General features: G+C 43.7%; 10 protein-coding genes. 8 read left to right on the top strand and 2 right to left on the bottom strand.

What is annotated here, in order from left to right; genetic code table 11:
- Nucleotides 1-3: 3 nt before the first annotated feature.
- Nucleotides 4-9,720: an RTX toxin gene (locus tag FFR00_RS10065; protein ID WP_137673269.1), complete on the bottom strand. Its 9,717-nt coding sequence runs from the start codon at nt 9,718-9,720 to the stop codon at nt 4-6.
- A gap of 596 nt (nt 9,721-10,316) precedes the next feature.
- Here FFR00_RS10065 and nifH point away from each other — a divergent pair.
- The 7 genes from nifH (at nt 10,317) to cowN (ending at nt 16,128) form a co-directional block, all read left to right on the top strand.
- Nucleotides 10,317-11,195 carry a nitrogenase iron protein gene (gene nifH / locus FFR00_RS10060; protein WP_137673268.1) on the top strand — a complete coding sequence of 293 codons (879 nt, stop codon included), beginning with the start codon at nt 10,317-10,319 and terminating at the stop codon, nt 11,193-11,195.
- Nucleotides 11,196-11,237: 42 nt separating this feature from the next.
- Entirely contained in the window at nt 11,238-12,683 is a 1,446-nt protein-coding gene (nifD, locus tag FFR00_RS10055) for a nitrogenase molybdenum-iron protein alpha chain (protein ID WP_137673267.1), read from the top strand.
- A 91-nt stretch (nt 12,684-12,774) separates the two neighbouring features.
- Nucleotides 12,775-14,346, top strand: a complete 1,572-nt coding sequence (gene nifK, locus FFR00_RS10050; protein ID WP_137673266.1) for a nitrogenase molybdenum-iron protein subunit beta — start codon at nt 12,775-12,777, stop codon at nt 14,344-14,346.
- Between the two features lie 54 nt (nt 14,347-14,400).
- A complete protein-coding gene (gene nifT, locus FFR00_RS10045) occupies nt 14,401-14,613 on the top strand; it encodes a putative nitrogen fixation protein NifT (protein ID WP_137673265.1) in 213 nt (70 codons plus the stop codon).
- A gap of 43 nt (nt 14,614-14,656) precedes the next feature.
- On the top strand, nt 14,657-15,331 hold the full coding sequence (locus tag FFR00_RS10040; RefSeq protein ID WP_137673264.1) for a NifB/NifX family molybdenum-iron cluster-binding protein: 675 nt from the start codon (nt 14,657-14,659) through the stop codon (nt 15,329-15,331).
- Nucleotides 15,319-15,762, top strand: a complete 444-nt coding sequence (locus tag FFR00_RS10035; RefSeq protein ID WP_137673263.1) for a hypothetical protein — start codon at nt 15,319-15,321, stop codon at nt 15,760-15,762. Before FFR00_RS10040 ends, FFR00_RS10035 begins: the two co-directional genes overlap by 13 nt.
- An 81-nt stretch (nt 15,763-15,843) precedes the next feature.
- On the top strand, nt 15,844-16,128 hold the full coding sequence (gene cowN / locus FFR00_RS10030) for a N(2)-fixation sustaining protein CowN (protein ID WP_137673262.1): 285 nt from the start codon (nt 15,844-15,846) through the stop codon (nt 16,126-16,128).
- Nucleotides 16,129-16,206: 78 nt separating this feature from the next.
- Here the strand turns inward: cowN and FFR00_RS10025 are convergent, their stop codons facing one another.
- Nucleotides 16,207-17,412, bottom strand: a complete 1,206-nt coding sequence (locus FFR00_RS10025) for a multidrug effflux MFS transporter (protein WP_137673261.1) — start codon at nt 17,410-17,412, stop codon at nt 16,207-16,209.
- A 98-nt stretch (nt 17,413-17,510) separates the two neighbouring features.
- Here FFR00_RS10025 and FFR00_RS10020 point away from each other — a divergent pair, with 98 nt between their 5' ends.
- Nucleotides 17,511-17,996: a MarR family winged helix-turn-helix transcriptional regulator gene (locus tag FFR00_RS10020; protein ID WP_174235940.1), complete on the top strand. Its 486-nt coding sequence runs from the start codon at nt 17,511-17,513 to the stop codon at nt 17,994-17,996.
- Nucleotides 17,997-18,038 lie beyond the last annotated feature (42 nt).

Genomic DNA, 18,038 nt, shown 5'->3' with positions numbered 1-18,038 from the left:
TCCTTAGCTTATAATGAGATTTTGGTCGTCTATCATTTTTTGTAATAAGTCAGATTGGTCGGCCACGCTAGCATCGCCCTTGTATAAGTCATCTAAACTTACGCCCGATAAATGAATACTTTGCGTAACGTTACTGGCGTCTGGTTTAATTGTCATAAGTGCCGAACCGGAAAGCTCGCTTAATTCAATGTAGGCTTCTGCACTTGTTCCATTGGTTATACCTAATCCATTTAAGATACTGCTTAAGTCAATCGCGTCAGCGTTTTCGGCCGCGTTAAAGTCAGTTATCGTATCAACGCTTGGATCTACAATCGTGCCTTGGTCTTCGCTCCTAAAAGCAAATACATCATTGTTTAAGCCACCAGTAAGGAGATCATTTCCCGAGCCGCCGATAATCAAATCCTGCTGTATACCACCTTCAAGGGAACTGTCGCCCACAGCAACTAATGAAATATCTAATTCTTGACTAATGCCTTCTGCTTTATCGCTATCTATCTTGGCAAAGCTATCTATTGTTAAGGTAAAATCAGTGGCGAGATTGTGTCCACCAGTAATGGCTAAATCAGCCACCTCATTTGAGTTAAAAACCAACTCACCGTTCACTGCCGTTTGCCCCGAAATTTCAAGCCCATCAGGAATCCCTGAAAGGGTCAATTTACCCACTTCGTTAGCAGCAGGGTTGGTCAGTTCCATATTGAGGCCTAATGGGATATCGCCACTTTGTTCAGCAATAATGTGGCTAAATTGCAGGTTAACTACTGGCGGATCGGGTAGAGGTGAAATGTTAATCGTGAGGTTTTCTGTGGCCAGATCCCCAAAATCACTTTGTTGTGTACCTAATACAAAGGCACTGTCTTTAGTTTCGGAGTACAAGCTAACATCGAGTTGTCCGAAGGCATCACCTGCATAGAGCTCGATGCTGGAAACGCTGGAGGCACTAATCAGCAGTGAGGCAATGTATCCTGAACCATTATTAACAAACCGAGCTTCTTGACCATTAATAGAAATACGATCTAAACCAATCAGTGCGCTAGGGTCAGAGTTATTGTTTATTTGAACACCCACTAAAATTTGCTCATTGCTATTGCTTTCAAAACTACTGATATTAACGGGGATGCTAATGGCGTCGTTTTCTAATCCTGTGATGTTATCGGGGACATCGAAAAACTGGCTATCATCGCCAATTGGCATCACCCCAACCACAAAGTCTTGAGTACTGGCTTTGAAGTCATTGGTGCCTGTTTCTACGCTTATAGCTTCAAACACTAAGGGAATGTCGCCGCTAAAATCGAGCGGAGGACTTAAATAAACCTCAGATAGCTGGCTGATATCCACGCCCCAAGCTTGGGTGGGATTACCATTAAAACTACCGCCATCGGCACCATCATTCTCAAGTAGTTGATAGTTATTGCCATCGAAATAACTTAATACTGCGCCCTCAGGGACTCCTCTGATACTGAGCGAAAAGGTTTCCGATCCGTCTTGGTCTACAGCGTTTGCTAATAAGCCCTCAATTTTTATATAGCTATCTTCATTGCCGCTGCTGTTTAGAGCGTCGAGTAGCACGAAGTCAGTGATGGGCTGCACATCTAATACTACGCTGGTTGTTTTAGTTTGATTATCTACTAAGCCATCAGCTTGGTCAGTAATGTTAGCTGAGACGTCGATGGTGAGTTGACCACTAAAATTATTTGGTGGCCTAAACTCAATCTCGTTTAATTTGCTTGGGTCTAAGACTGTCCAGGTATCATTGCCATTGTCTACAATAATCGAAGAGTCACCGATGAACTGGCTGTTTGCCGGTACAGTTAAGAGTAAACTGTTTATCGTCTCGATACCTTCACCAGCGATATTGGAATCGCCAAGAACAAACGCCATGTTTAAGTTTGTTGTGGTGTCTTCTTGAATGGTATTGCTAGAAACCGTTAACCCAATATCGTCAACTACAGGCTGCACTTCAATATTTATGAACTGCTGTTCGCTAATACTGTCACCTGTGCAGGTATCGGTAACAATTACCGTAACTGGGATCTGTAACTGGCCAGCGTAATCTTCGTCTAAACCCACAATGGTCATGGTTTCTATTGCAGTAGCTGAAATCGTATATCCAGTTATTTGGCCTAGCGCGTTGTACTCTGGGTAAATTTCTCCGCCTTCTAACTCTACATTTTCAGGTAGATCATCCACCGAAATATAGAACGAGATAACATCACTTGGATCATTGGCTATATCCCCATCAAGGTGGCCAGCCACACTAATATCTTCTCCCTCTATCGCGTCAACAGTGGATGTAGACATATCACCGGGCTCGGAAGGCGTGCAAGGGATGCCTCCGCCGCCGGAATGCCCAGTAACTTGGACCAGCAAAGGCGCCGAGATGAACCGACCATCTTCGCCGTCTATTACTCTTGCTTTTACAATAATGGTGGTTTCATCGGTATCTAAAGCGCTAAACAGCGTTGCACCTGCGAGTATATCTGCAGCTGTTTCTACTATAGCGTCACTGCTTAAACCATTGGCGGGAATGATCCAATTGTTGCTGGCTCCCATAGTGGCCCCATTGGGGTGGTGTACTTCAAAGAACGCCCCGTCTGGAATCACAATCTCTATGTAGTCTAGATATTCTGAACCATCGATATCCTCTTCAATGAACAATACGCTGCCATCAAGCGAGATGGCGCTTCCGTCTATGCTAGTAAGTGGCTCTGTTGTGGCACTTAAGCGTGTATTTAGCTCAACTCTGGCGGCATCGTTCACTTGTAAATCGGCATTAATGGTTTTTATATCAGTGCTGCCGTTTGGTGCGGTATCAGTGACTTGGTAGGTGATGGGTATGGTAAAATCTCCACTAAGATCGGTATCTGCTTGAATAACCAATTTTCCACTGGCTAAAAACTCTTCCCAGCTAGTGGTATTAAGGTCAAACAAAGTAGACAAATCTAAGCCACCCGCGCTTACGTCTATCGACACGCCCTCGTAAAGCAAATTTATGCCAGTAGGCAAGCTTACAATGGTGTAGCCAGTTACAGACTCACTGCCATCACTATCAGCGCCTAATGCGGGTAATAAATTTAGAGAGGCTTCGCGGTCTTCTATTGCTTGCGATGTTAGGTTATTCCCGTCGTTTTCATCGACTATCGGTGACACTTCAATATTAACGGTATAGTTGAAATCGCCACTGTCTCCATCGGGTTCTGTAGAGATAGCGATAATGTCGAAAGATAACTCGCCACTAAAATCATCGGTAGTTCTTATATAAAGCTCAGACAGAATGTCGTTGCTTATTTGATAGACCCCTCCAGTTACTGGGTCTTTCGCGACCGGCGCTAGGGGGTATGGTGCCCCCATGTTATCAACTAAAGTAATTCCACTGGGTAGATTAGTAATTAGCAGGTTAATGCTCTCAGAGGCGTCGTTATCACTGGTACTAAATTCAAAATCCAAGGGGATTAATTGATCTTCGTTTACACTCACTTGATTGCTAATGATGTTGTTGGCTTGGTCTACTGCCCAATTGCCCGCACCAGAGTCGGCACCTAGAGGCTCATCTACAACACCCTTAAGCTCAATGGTGACAGTTTGAGCAGGCGCTTCTATTGACACAGGGCTTGGTATTAAACCATCTATGGTTGATTCAGTGGCAATTGCCGAAACACTGATGGTCAATGTTTCGCTAACCGAACTGATGTCTTGTTTAGGAATGAGTGTTATTAAACCTGCATCAACCTCATTAGCATCAACTAGGTAGGTATTAGGGCCATCAAGAGCACTAGAACCACCTACAACCTGCCAGCCAGGGTCTACCACTATTTTATAGCTGAGTGTTTCTGACCCATCAGTATCGGTAAGTTGCGCGGCGATAACCTCACTCACATCAATGGCATGATCTTCTAAGCCTTTAATATCTCTTACCGACAAGCTGGGTAAGTCTGCTTCAGGTTGTACATTTACCGTAATGGATTGGCTAGTTTGCGCCGTTTGGTCACTTGGACTCGCGAATACGTTGCCAGACTCAGTTGCGACGGCAATGAGTGTAAATACAAATTGACCCGCTAGGTTGTTGTCTGCTTTAACAGTAACTTGGTCTAATTGTGCTTGTGTATAGCTTTTCCCTTCTTTAATGGCATTGCCGTTTAGACTTAAGTGTAAACCGTTAGGTAAATCGGCAAATTGATAGCTTAGTGATTCAGAACCATCTACTTGATCAACCAAGTTTGCGGCAATGTCTAAAGTTTGCACAGAACCATCATCTTCCACCATGTTGTAGATGGTTTGTGATGCACCGTCCCAAACCGGGGTATCCGCTACCGGTAAAACAGATACCGCAATGTCAGCATTAATGGTTCTGTTTCCAGAAACCGTATCGATAGTGGCGCTCACTAGAATATCTACTGCACTGGTGGTGTCAGACTCATTTTCTGCTGGCTGGTAGGTTAAAATCCCATTCGGTTTGGAGTTACCATCAATAATCTCTAAATCAGTGATGGTAAATACACCTCCACTTGCAATGAGTTGGACGTTGCCTAACCATAAGCTTCCGCCATTTAGTGAAGCTTCGTCGATGAGTATGTTAGTGACAGTTTCGTTTTGATCGGTATCACCAGGTCTAACTTCAATAGACAGAGCGACCTCATTGTCTTCAGTGGTTTGCACGTCTTCGGTTCTAATCACCCCAGGAGAATCTCCCAAGTTCAAAGTGGCGCTACTGGTGACTTGGTCACCATCAAAATCTTCGACTACATAGGTAATCGAATCGACTAACGCTGGGTCCTCGGTTACGTCACTCTCAGTCGTGAGTTCCAACTGGCCGTTAGCATGAATAGTCAACTCGCCATAAACTTCTGTTAATAGATTTGGGTTATATAAGGGGACTGTTTCTGAACCGTTAGCAGGTATGTTGTAATCAGTGCCCATGTAATTGAAGCTGATGATCGTGGCGCCATCAGCGCCACTGACAGTTTCATTGATTAATTGAGTGGTAAAGTTTTCTCCCTCCACTAAATCTAAGGATCTGTTTTCGCTTTGCGGTACATCGTCGGTTACTGCCACTGCTATATTAACTGGCGAGCTAGCATCGCCATCGGCGTCAATGGCGGTCACGCTAAAATCTAAAGAAAGTAAATTCTCACCAAGCCCATCTGGGTGGTCAAGGGGGGCTAAAAGCACAAACTCGGTACTGCCATCTAGGTTGATTCTAATTTGAAATATATCTTCCGCTAAGCCATTACTGGCTATGTACCAACCATCACTATTGGCTGCTGTTAAGCTTATAGGGCTGCCACTGGATTTAAGTCCTAGGGCGTTAAATGCCGCGGTGTCTATTCGCAACTCGGCAATATCATCACTGCCTTGTTTTATGCTTATAACTGGGTCAACACTAGACGCCCCATTAGGCTGATTACCGTCTGCTAAATCGGCTTCATCTACTTCTATTTGGCCTACAGCGCTAATGCTCGGATCTATACCATCAAAAATAGTTACTAATGATGTGGCCGTTTGCGAAGTGCCATCGGTATCACTGGCTTTAATTGGAAGAGCAATAGTTAAGCTTTGTTCTTGGGAGGTGGGTAAGTGATCGACTTGGCTATAGAGATTGATTGTTAAGTCTACATCGGCAGCACTGTCAGCAGCTATGTTTATGTCTTCAGGTAAGCTCACTGTGAATACAACTTCGTTAGTGCTGAGTATGGCGTCATAACTGCCATCTGCGTTGTCGCGCCAAGTAAGTGCTTGGCCATTCTGACTTAAAGGATTGTTATTGGAATCTAAAACTGGGTCGCCATTGGTTATATCTATCGCTATTTGATCAATAGGATCTTGCTTAGAGACTAATGATACCGTGCTAGTGGCAGTGCTAAATGCGTCAACAGGAGTACTTGGATCTCGCGGCGACTCACTTAGTTGAATATCCATGACCGCGATAAATATATCGCTACTATCGTTTATCGTAATGTCTAAATTTACGCTTTGGGAATCATTGTCGGTATCACGCACGTTTAGTGTTATTGGAAACTGAGAGCCATTGTTTTGGTCTATGCCTTTAAATAAGGTGAACTCATAATTAAGTGTTTCGCTTGTTTCACCGTTAAAAGTGTCAAGAATGCTAATGGTAAATACGCGGTCGTTAATGTCGTTAGTATATGCAGTTAATGTGTTTCCTAAAGGGGAAACAGCATAAGATAAAGGCTCGCCACCGCTACTAAGGGCTGGTTGTTGCTCATCAAAAGCAACTGCAGCAATAGCATCACTACCCACGACTAAATCAACGCTACCTATAGCGCTAACTTCACCAGTAATTAAATCGGCTTCATTAAGCATCACTGCTTGGTTATTGTTAAGCTGAGGATTATTACCGTCTGAGAGCACCCACTCAACAATACCTGGTGCATTGTCACTACCGTCTATGTCGCTAGACAATATAGTGAGCTTTAGAAAGGTTAAGTCGCTGCTGTTTAACTGGTTAATGCTATTAAACATGGTTAAGGTGGTTGTACCAATAAGCTCATCACCATTTGCAAGGCCTGTCAGACTCAAAGTAAATACTAAGCCAATAAAAGGCACTTCTGCGCTAATGGTTTTACCGTCGTCACTTAAGGAGTAATCAAGGGATGTTAAATGCGTGCTGCTAGTGAGAAATAGCGATTGTAAATCTACAAGCGTGGCTTCGCTGAAGGCAAGGCTTTCTGGGTCTGGGTTATCACTCCCTGGTTTTATCGTAAAGGTTTCAGTAAAGCTGTTAGGTGAGTTATCTAAATTGCCTTCGGTGCTAACAGCCAAATCATCAACAAAATGACCGGCAGCACCATCGCTAATTACTATGTTGTTAAAAGCGTTGCCTGTATCACCTGAGCTATCGGTGACTTGATACTCAAATCGTAACTCTTGATCTTGCTGGTGGTTTAAATTTCGGTTGGCATTAAAAAACCAGTATCCGCTGTTATCTACAAATAAACGCCCTTGGTCAGTATCAAAGACAACAGGAATTGTCCCCACGTCTTTAGTCACTCCGTCAACGGTGACTTGAGTGACGTTTAAGTCACCGTCTAGGCTAAAGTCATTATCAGTTACATTACCAAAAACCGATTCACCTTCGATAACCTGAGCAAAGTCGTTATGCACTTGAGGAACGGAGTCTTTAAGCGCAATCACTAAGGGGGTAAGTACGGTTTCGCTGGTTCCATCAGAATCATACTGAGTGGCTGAAATGATCGGTGTTAAAAATGATTCATCAGTATTTAAGTCGTTGTCTAGGGCCCGGTAAACTAAGGTCTGAATAGAGTTATTTGCCAGAACAGTAAACTTAAATACCAGTTCGTTGGTATCAACAGTGCGCGCTTCTAGGGTTTTATTGTCTGCCGAGACACTTAAGGCAACCGCGCTGCCTTCTGATTCAACACCTGCCAGTTCAGGCTGGTTCTCTGCAAAACTAATCGCTTGTGCATCGTAGATGTTTACGTTGGAGTTGGTTACCAATACGCCGGTTTGGTATAGGTCGGTTTCGAGTAAAATATGAGGGTCAGGTTCGTTTAACAAGGGCAATGCATCTTGTGCGTTATTACCTGCCACATCATTTACTGAGGTATTGAGTGTCCAAGGTTCTAGCTTTTGTAAGCTACTGGTATCTATGTTGTTGGTCACCCAATTACCATTGTTATCTACGCTGGCTAGTGCTTCAATGCTTAGGTTTCCGTCGCTTATTTGAATACTCACTAGCTGACCTTGTTCAACGCCGGTGGTGGTTCCTTGTAGGCTAGTGAGAGTGCCAGCTTTAAATTGTGCAACATTAAAGCCATCTAAGGTATCGATATCAATGGTAGGAATACCGGTATCTAAGGTGATTACGCTGGTGGCTGTTGTTGGGTTACCTGCTACATCGGTGGTGTGTGCGGTTAAGTTCAATTGGCCATCGGCTAAACTGGCCAAGTTTTCGGTGGTTTGCCATTGATTGTTTAGTGATTGCACTTCAAAGCTAAGGCTTCCCCCTTGTGAGTCAGTAACACTAATGAACACGGTTTGACCATCTTCTACGTCAATTAAGCTTCCTTCTAATAAGGTTGAGCCTACTTCAGACTGATTGATGGCATTGTCTCCATTGCCTTCAAATCGTGCGCTAATGGTCGCTTGAGTGTCTTTAACAATGCTTGAATTGGCGACGGTAATATTACCTGCAATGTCTGTGGTTGAAGCTTCTAGCGTGAGTTGGCCATCAAGCAAGCTTGATAAGTCTGTGCTTGCTAGTTCCCAGGCACCATTAATGACCTGAGTTTCTAGCGTTAATTGATCACCATTACTATCGGTAACCACGACTGTGACTAACTGTCCTTCCTCAACATTGTTTAACTCACCAAACAAACGGGTAGTGGGTGCTTCTACTGCGTTTATATAGTTGTCACCCTGGCCATCAACATTTGCATTTATTTCCGCTAGGGTGTCTTTAACAATACTTGAGTCTGCGGTAGCAATGTTACCGGCAATATCTAGTGTATTAGCGGTAATGCTTAGTGTCCCTTCGGCCAGTGAACTTAAATCTACATTGTTGATTTGCCAGCTATTGTTGCTAACGGTGGTGTCAAAGTTAAGCTGTCCACCATTGCCATCATTTACGCTGATGCTAATGCTTTGACCGTTCTCAATATTCGCTACTTCACCAAATAACCTTGTGGTGGTAACTTCCACGGCGTTTATGTAGTTGTCGCCTAAGCCATCAATATTGGCTTCTATACTTGCTTGGGTATCTTTTGTAATTGTAGATGTTGCTGTTGCTGGATTACCTGCAATATCTATAGCATTTGCGGTAATGCTTAGCTCACCATCTTGTAGACCAGATAAATCGTTATTGGCAATTTGCCATTGGTTGTTAACTACCGCGGTAGTGAAATTAAGCTGGTTACCAGCAAGGTCGGTAATTTGCACAAATACGGTTTGTCCGTTTTCTATGCCAACTATGTCACCGTGCAAAGGAGTGGAGGATTGCTCATACTGATTAACATAAAGATCTCCTTGGCCATCTATTTCAGCTTCTATACTGGCCACTACATCTTTAATTGTTGAATCGCTAGCCTCTACAAATTGACCAAAGTAATCCGTTACGCTGGCATTTACATCTATCTTACCCTCACTCAACAGCTGAATATCTAAGCCTTGGTATTGATAGCTGTTGTTGTCGACCACTGCATTTACGGTAATGGTTTGTCCGCTAGCGTCAGTAAGGGTGATAACCACCACTCGGCCATCTTCAACATCAATGGTGTTTCCTTGTATTACTACCGAGGGCACTTCAAATTGGTTTTCGTAGCCATCACCACCGTCAATAATATTTACTGTTATAACGGCATCGTTACTCAAGGGGGGGATAGCATCGGCCTGAGCCCCTTGGTTTTCAGTGGCGCTAATACTTAAATCACTATTCTGGGTAGTAAAACCCGCTTCTGGAAGTGTCTCATCTAAGGTTGGTTGCACCCTAACCACAAATGAAGCGCCTTGACTAGATTGGTTGGTACTATTGTTAGTGGTGTTTGGAGAATAGAGGGGAGGAGCTGCGGTCTCGCTATCTTCAGCAGTTGTTTCCAATAGCGGATTTTTAGCTAACTCATTAATGACGTTTTTTACTAACGGAACACTGGTGTCGACTATTTCAGAAGGCGTTACTTTCACCCACTGACCATCGGCCATCACTTTCCAAATTTGTCCTTGTATATCTACGTAGACAACTGGCTTCATCCTTTAGCCCTTACTGTAAACAATATCTGTCTAACATAATGTTTAGCACAAAATTTTTACTAATGAGTAATTAGTAAACTATTTACTTAAGAAAGTCGTTATCTACTGTGGTTTAGCCGAAAACCAGGCAGCAATAAACACTCTTTAAAGGGGCTGTATAGGCGTTTAAAAGGCGGATATTTGTTCAAATCTCCTAAAAGCATTATTTAGTTACTTTGAATTTATATAGATTTCATTCTTACTATTTTTATTAATTTTTAGTCATTTCCTTGTTTGCACCATTTAACCCGGCTTGATGAGCTACTAAGACTTATTCCCTAATAGACATTAAGTGCTTGTGTTAAAGGCCATAAAATTAGTTTTAGCTCATGCGCTACACCATCCAAATTACCGAACCATCCCTCCAATACGCTAGTCACCTTTGCTACAAACGCGACATTTGCTCGAGCGATTGTCAGCTAGTTCTATTGTTTAAATACACTTGAAAAATATTTATTTCATAAATTACAGTATCTTACGTGTTTCCTGAAGGTTTGGAACAGTATTCGCAATAGCTACAGCGGGAACCGTTAATCAAGCTAATAGGAAGAAATATTATGGCTATTCGTCAATGTGCAATTTACGGAAAAGGCGGTATTGGTAAATCTACCACTACTCAAAACTTGGTTGGAGCTTTAGCGGAAGCGGGCAAAAAAGTAATGATTATTGGTTGTGATCCTAAGGCGGATTCAACGCGCTTAATCTTACATGCAAAAGCGCAGAACACCATCATGGAAATGGCTGCAGAAGCAGGCTCAGTGGAAGACATCGAATTAGAAGATGTACTTAAAGTGGGCTATGGCGGTGTTCGCTGTGTTGAGTCTGGCGGTCCTGAGCCAGGTGTTGGTTGTGCTGGTCGTGGTGTGATTACTGCCATTAACTTCTTAGAAGAAGAGGGCGCATACGAAGAAGACTTAGACTTTGTATTTTACGATGTACTTGGTGACGTTGTGTGTGGTGGTTTTGCCATGCCTATTCGTGAAAACAAAGCGCAAGAAATCTACATTGTTGTATCTGGTGAAATGATGGCGATGTACGCCGCTAACAACATTTCAAAAGGTATTTGTAAGTATGCTGCTACGGGTAGTGTGCGTTTAGCTGGTCTTATATGTAACTCGCGTAAATGTGATCGAGAAGATGAGCTTATTGAAGCACTAGCCGCCAAAATCGGTACCCAAATGATCCACTTCGTACCGCGTGACAACGTAGTACAACAAGCTGAAATCCGCCGTATGACGGTAATTGAATATAACCCTAAGTGTAACCAAGCCAACGAATACCGCACGTTAGCCAACAAAATCATAGAAAACCAACTGTTTGTTGTTCCTACACCGGTAACGATGGACGAGCTTGAAGAACTATTGATGGAATTCGGCATCATGGATGAAGAAGACGAATCAATCATTGGTCAAACAGCTGAAGAAGCAACGGCTTAATCACTCATCTTAGTGAATATATCAATGCTATAGGAGGCAGCAATGTCAGATAAAAAAGCAGAGACTCAAGCGCTGATTGATGAAGTGCTAGAAGTCTATCCAGAGAAAGCTAAAGCCGACCGAAAAAAGCACTTAGGTGCCAATGACGGAGAAGCTGGTAGTTGTATTACCGCTAACCGTAAATCATTGCCCGGTGTAATGACCGCGCGTGGTTGTGCTTACGCAGGCTCTAAAGGGGTAGTGTGGGGACCAATTAAAGATATGGTACATATCTCTCATGGCCCAGTGGGATGTGGTCAATACTCACGCGCTGGGCGTCGTAACTATTACACCGGTTACACAGGTGTAAATAGCTTTGGCACCATGAACTTCACTTCTGATTTCCAAGAGCGTGACATCGTGTTTGGTGGCGATAAAAAGCTAGCGACCATGGTTGACGAAGTAGAAATGCTATTTCCGCTGGCTAAAGGTTTGTCGATTCAATCTGAATGTCCAGTTGGCCTTATCGGTGACGATATTGAAGCCGTGGCTAAAACTAAGGGCGCAGAAATTGGTAAAACCATTGTGCCAGTGCGTTGTGAAGGTTTCCGTGGGGTGAGTCAATCACTGGGTCACCACATTGCTAACGATACCTTACGTGATTACGTATTAGATAAATCGGAAGGCAAAGAAGTCGCAACTACTGATTACGACGTCGCCATTATAGGTGACTACAACATCGGCGGTGATGCGTGGTCGTCACGTATATTACTTGAAGAAATTGGCCTGCGTGTAGTCGCCCAATGGTCGGGTGACGGTACTTTACCTGAGCTTGAAAACACTCCTTCAGTAAAACTAAACCTGGTGCACTGCTACCGCTCAATGAACTACATCTGTCGTCATATGGAAGAGAAATATGGTGTGCCATGGATGGAGTACAACCTGTTCGGCCCTACCAAGTGTGAAGAGTCGCTACGCGCTATTGCTGCCAAGTTTGATGAAAAAATTCAAGCCAAGGCTGAAGAAGTGATTGCTGGCTACAAAGCACAATGGCAAGCGGTTATCGACAAGTACCGCCCACGCTTAGAAGGCAAAAAAGTAATGTTATACGTAGGTGGTTTACGCCCGCGTCACGTTATTGGAGCCTACGAAGACTTAGGCATGGAGATTGTGGGAGCCGGTTATGAGTTTGGCCATAACGACGACTACAGCAAAACCGTGCCTGAAGTGAAAGACGCCACGCTTATTTATGATGACGTGACTGGTTACGAGCTAGAAGCCTTTGCTGAAAAGCTTAAACCTGATCTGATTGGTGCTGGAGTTAAAGAGAAGTACATCTTCCAGAAAATGGGTATTCCTTTTCGTCAAATGCACAGCTGGGATTACTCTGGTCCTTACCACGGCTTTGATGGCTTTGCGATTTTTGCCCGCGATATGGATATGACCTTAAACAACCCATGTTGGGACAAATTGACACCACCATGGAAAAGTGCCAAAGCTGCGGCTTAAGTGCTAGGCAAGATCAGGATGAGTGCACTAGCGCTTTACACATTAACTCAATTCGTAGTTCACAGATGAGTGGCGCGAAAGGAGAGAGAAAATGAGTCAACAAGTAGACGATATCAAACCTGGCTACCCCTTGTTCGAACAGCCAGAATATAAAGACATGATGGCGCGCAAGCGTAGCGATCATGAAGAGGGGGCAAGCGACGAAAAGGTGAAAGAGGTGTTTGAGTGGACCACCACTCAAGAATATCAAGATCTAAACTTTTCGCGTAAAACCCTAACCGTAGACCCAGCCAAGGCCTGCCAACCTTTAGGCTCTGTGTTATGTGCTTTAGGTTTTGAGAAAACATTGCCTTATGTGCATGGTTCTCAAGGTTGTGTGGCTTACTTCCGCACGTATTTTAACCGCCATTTTAAAGAACCTGTTGCATGTGTGTCTGATTCTATGACCGAAGATGCAGCAGTGTTTGGTGGCCAGAAAAACATGTTTGACGGCTTGCAAAACTCTTTGGCGTTGTACAAGCCAGAAGTGATTGCTGTATCCACAACCTGTATGGCCGAAGTGATTGGTGATGACTTAAATGCTTTTATTGGTAACGCCAAAAAAGAAGGCTACATTCCAGAAGAACTACCCACTCCGTTTGCACATACGCCTAGCTTTGTTGGCAGTCATGTCACTGGGTGGGACGGCATGTTTGAGGGTTTTGCTAAGTATTTCACGGCAAAAAGCATGGACGATAAAAAAGTCGCCAGCAACGGTAAAATTAACTTGGTTCCGGGTTTTGAAACCTACTTGGGTAACTACCGCATTATTCACAAAATGATGCAGCAAATGGGTGTTGATTACTGTTTGTTGTCTGATCCGTCAGAAGTATTAGATACGCCAGCCGATGGAGAATATCGTATGTATGCCGGCGGTACACCGCTAGCTGAATTAGAAGACGCACCTAACGCGATTACCACTTTGCTATTGCAACCTGATCAACTGGTTAAAACCAAAAAGTTTGTTGAAGGAACCTGGAAGCATGAAGTTCCTGCCACCAACATTCCAATGGGCTTAGATTGGACAGACGAGCTATTGATCAAAATATCTGAGCTTACAGGCAAAGAAATTCCTGAATCTTTAGCTACTGAGCGTGGCCGTTTAGTCGACATGATGACCGATTCCCATACCTGGTTACACGGTGTGAGCTTCTCTATCTATGGCGATCCTGATTATTTGATGGGCTTAACCAAGTTCCTACAAGAACTAGGCTGTGAAGTTAAACACATTTTGTGTAACAACGCAGCCAAGCGCTGGCGCAAGAAGATGGAAGTTCTGATTGCGCAATCGCCATCTACTGCCAATGCTGAGATCCACGTTGGTAAAGACTTGTGGCATTTCCGTTCATTGATGTTCACCAACAAACCAGACTTTATGATTGGTAACTCTTACGGCAAGTTTATTCAGCGCGACACCAAAGCAAAAGGTGAAGAGTTTGAAGTGCCGTTAATTCGCTTAGGCTTTCCGATCTTCGATCGCCACCATTTACATCGCAACACAACCTTAGGTTACGAAGGCGGTATGTACATGTTGACGACCTTAGTCAACGAGGTGCTGGCCAAGCTAGATCTTGATACCAGTGAAATGGGTAAAACAGATTATGGCTTTGACCTAGTCCGTTAAGCTCCACTACCAAGCCTGGCTGGGAGTTGTTCCCAGCCAACTTAAGGAACAGCAATGCCTAATTTAATCATAAGTCGCGAATCGTCCGGAGCGTTACAAGCCTATATCGCTAAAAAGGATCTAGAGCTTCCCATTAACTCATTGCAGTTTGATCATGCTGATCAATGGGGCGGGGAGATAGAGCTAGGCGACGGCAGTAAATTCTATATCGAACCGGTTAGTCCAGCGCCAAGCTTGCCCAAAACATTTAGAGCTAGGCGAGCTTAGTGTGAGTTAGTGAGGTAAGCCCCCATAAATCAAGGAAGCAGTTATGAAACAGCCAATGAGTGATAAGCTGGCCTTGCGGCTGGCAATGGCATCTAAAGCGGTGCCGGAAATAGGCTTAAAACAGTTTATTAGTTTGCTGGTAAAACAATGTAGCGAACCGCTAACCGAAAAGAAACTGCGAACGTTAAGCCCAAAAGTATTACGTGGTGTACTGGAAGATTCTCGATTAACCATAGAGCGTGGCCAAGTAAATCAAGTACACGCAATATTAACCTCTGATCAAATAAGCCAAATGCAGGCACCCAGCGTGCCTGCGGCAAAAGAGCTAGCAGGGCCAGTGGTGCAACTGGCTGTTAGCTCCAATAATTTAGAACAAATAGATGGTCATTTTGGTTCTTGTTTACGTTTTTTGGTCTATCAAATTAACGCAAGCGGCTATCAGTTAGTTGATGTACGCCCGGTAGCGGAAAACCTCAGTGGCGATGCGCGTACCTCTTATCTCATTGAGTTAATAAAAGATTGCCAATTATTAGCGACTTTGTCGATAGGTGGACCGGCTGCAGCCAGAGTCAGCCGTGCTGATATCTTGCCGTTAAAACAACTCACGCCACAACCTAGCCAAGATATCCTTCAGCGCTTACAAAGCGTAATGGATACCCCTCCACGTTGGTTAGCGCGACTATTAGAAAAGCAGGAGGTGGAATTATGTCTACCTTAGAACCCGATGTACCGCATGCGACTAAGCAATGTAATTGTAAAGGCGATGGTAAGCTTCACCAGCCCCAACAAGCGGGGACTTGCCAATGTGGGAATGACAATCCGTCAACTGCGAATCTAAAACATAATCGTTGTGGCTGTAGCGATAAAGCCCAACAAACGAATGAAGCTCTGAGTCAGAGTTTGATTGATACCTTTATTGCCAAATTAGCTAACCAACACGACTACCAGCAGCAACTTGCTTGTTTTAAAAAGCATCATCCGAGTATTCGAATTATTGAATGCAGTGAAGACGATATGGCAGAACGTGAACCGTTTATCAGTGCCAGCTATTTTGATCTGTTCTTAATGGCGAACGGAACGAGTTGTGCGCGATTGACTAATAGTGTCGATCTTGCCATAGGCCTCGTTGTCGCCCTGCATGAAGAGTAATTAAGGACACATTTTCAATTTAATTTACTAAAGCTGCCTAGTAATAACTGCTAGGCGGCTTTTTAGTGAGGTGGCTTAACCATGAACAATACACGTACCGACCGTTATGTTTCATTTTGCAACATTCGTTGTGATGAAAATGCAGATCGTTTAATCACCCTTTTAGACCAGCATTTAGCGGCTGAGCATGGCGGCAAGCTTTGGCAAGACTACTTTAAAGGTAAAAGGGCAGAACAACTAAAAATGAAGCGTGACAACCTTAACTTTATTGGTAACCAAACGAATCCTTTATACGAATATTTTGCGCTTTGCGATGATAAGCAGGCCAGCGAGTTACTCTATACCATTGAACAAGAATGCTGTTAGCTTAGGCGTTATTACAAATCTGTAGAGAAAGCCAAATACAGCAAGATATTTGGCTTTGTGGAGATTCGCCGGGTCAGATTAGCCGATTCCATGTTTTAGTTGACGATGTAAGTCATGGGCATTTAAGGCATTAGCTTTTAAGGTCGACAGCAAGGCAATTAGCGCTGAACCTGCAATGATGAGAACCATCGCCCACAAGCTATTTGTCGAAAGCATTGCCGCGATAGCGCTGATGGCAGCGCCAGCAAAAAACTGCGTTGCGCCTAGAACGGCTTGCGCTGTGCCAGCTCCTTTAGCAAAATGTTTTAAGAAACACGCATTAGCGTTAGACATGGTTCCGCCAGTAGCCGCCATTACAATGATAAAACCACTTGCGGCAAACCAAAGATTTGTAGGCGCAATAATTAGCGCGCTAATTAATACCACACCACCAAACAACTGAAGGGCTAAAAAGCTCACCAACATATGCTCAGGTTCTGTATGGTTAAGTCGATAAGAGTTATAGCGGTTAACCATTACTACTCCCACTACGTTTGCAATAAACAGTAGTGAGAACAGCTCTTCTGAAATTCCAAAGGTGACAATGTATGCAAAAGGCGCATTTGTGATAAAAGTCATCAAAACGCCATAAGCGAACGCTTGGGCTATTAAGTATCCTAAAGCCTGCTTGTTCTTTAATACATCCAAAAAGCCTATCGAACTCGCATGAGGGGCTGTGCTTTTAACTTGTTTGGGCATAACAAATATCGCCCATATCGCAACTACACAAGCAAATATGCCAGAGCTTATGAAAATCCAATGCCAGTTAGAGATTTGTAGAATCAAGGTACCTATTGAAGGAGCGATAGAGGGAGCAATCATCATGATCAGCATAACCAATGAAAACAGCTTTGCAGCTTCTTTACCTTCAGCGTTGTCCCGTATAACAGCCGGCACTCCTACCACAGCAACGCCACCGCCAATCGACTGAAGTATTCGCCATAACCAGAATAGTTCCAGGCTGTTAGCTAATGCCAAAAATACGCTGCATAGTGCAAAAATCAATAATCCCGCTACCATCACCGGTTTTCGCCCGTATTTATCGGATAAGGGCCCACCAATAAGCTGGCCTAAGGCCATACCAAAAACGTAAATGCTGACAGTTATCGCCACTAACGAGGTATTTACGTCAAAATCATTAGCAATAATTGGAATAGCGGGCAAATAACTATCAATGGCGTAGGGCGTCATCGCAAATACCGATGCCAGCAATAAAATCAGTTTTTTAGAAATCTTGTGTTGCATAATCTTCTCGCATTTATCTTTCTAGAAAGATACTATCTGGAAATTACCTTTCCAGCAAGATATATTGTTAATATTGCTTAGCGTTTAGAGAATTCAAATTGAAGCACCAAGAAAGCATCGACAGTATTTTGCGTTCAACCCAGTTAAACTGGCCAGAAGCCTACGAGACCATGTCCCCGGCTGTATTACGTATGGTTCGCGTTCATCATGGCTTTAATCAAACCCTGGAGAGTGCAATAGGGCAATATCAGTTGCAGGTGGCAGACTTTGGCATTTTGGTCACTCTTCGCCGTTATCCCGCCCCTTATTGTCTGTCGCCAACCACCTTGTACTCAGCGATGTTATTTAGCTCTGGTGGCTTAACTAAAGTGTTAAACAGAGTCACCCAAGCGGGGTTAATCGAGCGCGTAGATAACCCTGAAGACAAACGTAGCAAGCTAGTACAATTGACCACTTCCGGTAAGACCTTGATTGACAAAGTAGTTTTAGAGTTACACCTGCAACAACAACGTCGTATGGCAGTGTTAACTAGCGACGAGCAGGCACAACTAAATCATTTACTCAGTAAACTAGGTGGCCGTTAAGCCGTTTAATTCACTGTCAAACCCGAAGCTCTTTTTAACTAC

The sequence above is a fragment of the Agarivorans sp. Toyoura001 genome, from assembly GCF_005405585.1.
GTDB lineage: Bacteria > Pseudomonadota > Gammaproteobacteria > Enterobacterales > Celerinatantimonadaceae > Agarivorans.
The sequence above is the reverse complement of the archived record's forward strand: the minus strand, read 5'-3'. Positions and strand labels throughout refer to the sequence as shown.

Bases quoted from the DNA above. Each gene is read 5' to 3' on its own strand.
- FFR00_RS10065 (WP_137673269.1), bottom strand. From the start codon at position 9,720: ATGAAGCCAGTTGTCTACGTAGATATACAAGGACAAATTTGGAAAGTG.
- nifH (WP_137673268.1), top strand. From the start codon at position 10,317: ATGGCTATTCGTCAATGTGCAATTTACGGAAAAGGCGGTATTGGTAAA.
- nifD (WP_137673267.1), top strand. From the start codon at position 11,238: ATGTCAGATAAAAAAGCAGAGACTCAAGCGCTGATTGATGAAGTGCTA.
- nifK (WP_137673266.1), top strand. From the start codon at position 12,775: ATGAGTCAACAAGTAGACGATATCAAACCTGGCTACCCCTTGTTCGAA.
- nifT (WP_137673265.1), top strand. From the start codon at position 14,401: ATGCCTAATTTAATCATAAGTCGCGAATCGTCCGGAGCGTTACAAGCC.
- FFR00_RS10040 (WP_137673264.1), top strand. From the start codon at position 14,657: ATGAAACAGCCAATGAGTGATAAGCTGGCCTTGCGGCTGGCAATGGCA.
- FFR00_RS10035 (WP_137673263.1), top strand. From the start codon at position 15,319: ATGTCTACCTTAGAACCCGATGTACCGCATGCGACTAAGCAATGTAAT.
- cowN (WP_137673262.1), top strand. From the start codon at position 15,844: ATGAACAATACACGTACCGACCGTTATGTTTCATTTTGCAACATTCGT.
- FFR00_RS10025 (WP_137673261.1), bottom strand. From the start codon at position 17,412: ATGCAACACAAGATTTCTAAAAAACTGATTTTATTGCTGGCATCGGTA.